The following is an 820-nucleotide window of genomic DNA, read 5'->3' on the forward strand; positions in this document are numbered from 1 at the left end:
GACACGAATCCGCCAACGAGCACCCTGCCGCCATATCCGGCAAAAAAACGCGCTTGTTGGGACACAATATCTTTGCCGTTTCCGCCATAAAATGGACGCCACACAGCACAATCACATCGGCGAATGCTGGAATTATCGGCGAAATTAAGGTTGTGAGTAAAAGTTTTTGCCATTTTTAACACTTCATTGCATTGTTATTCCAAAAATAATATCTATCTTTGCGGCATAATTAATTGATGCGCAATGAAAGGAAGTGAAGTCTTACGAAAATTAACAAAAAACGGTTGTTTTCTTGATGCACAAGGTTCTAAACACGGGTGGTGGTATAGTCCAATGACGGATTTACATTTTCCGGTTCCGCGCCACCCATCACAGGAGATTGCAAGCGGAACGTTGCAAAACATTTCTAAATTATCGGGCGTTAAGTTTTAACATTAAAGAATATGAAGCAGAAAGTAAAAGTGATTGTTGAAAAAGGTTCAGACAATAAGTTTAGCACTTATATGGATTGTGAGACCTTTGAACATGGATTTGGTTTGTTGGGATATGGAAATACGGCTCAAGAAGCCATCAACGATTTTTATATCTCTTACGAAGAAGCCAAAGCGATAATGCCTGAAAAAGGCAAGGAAGTACCTGATTTTGAATTTGATATTCAATTTGAAGTCTGTGCATTTCCTGACACCACGCGCCGCCTACAAAAAAATGTTCGTCATTTTGCTCAAAATCGACGTCAAGTGCAATTTGCTTAATTAGTGCAAGGTGAGTCAGGTTAAGGGCGATGCCCTACGCTATTGCTACAAGGCTTTCAGCCTTAACC

General features: G+C 40.5%; 2 protein-coding genes and 1 pseudogene. 2 read left to right on the forward strand and 1 reads right to left on the reverse strand.

The genetic code is table 11. From position 1 onward, the window contains the following. A pseudogene (gene nadA, locus ASC50_RS06660) lies at nt 1–121 on the reverse strand (quinolinate synthase NadA); the annotation flags it as partial. Between the two features lie 122 nt (nt 122–243). Between nadA and ASC50_RS02050 the strand changes: the two are divergent. Both ASC50_RS02050 and ASC50_RS02055 read left to right on the forward strand, forming a co-directional pair. Further along, on the forward strand, nt 244–432 hold the full coding sequence (locus ASC50_RS02050; RefSeq protein ID WP_055431819.1) for a type II toxin-antitoxin system HicA family toxin: 189 nt from the start codon (nt 244–246) through the stop codon (nt 430–432). Between the two features lie 11 nt (nt 433–443). Then, a complete protein-coding gene (locus tag ASC50_RS02055) occupies nt 444–752 on the forward strand; it encodes a hypothetical protein (RefSeq protein ID WP_055431820.1) in 309 nt (102 codons plus the stop codon). The last annotated feature ends 68 nt before the right edge of the window (nt 753–820 follow it).

The organism is Candidatus Symbiothrix dinenymphae, assembly GCF_001431085.1.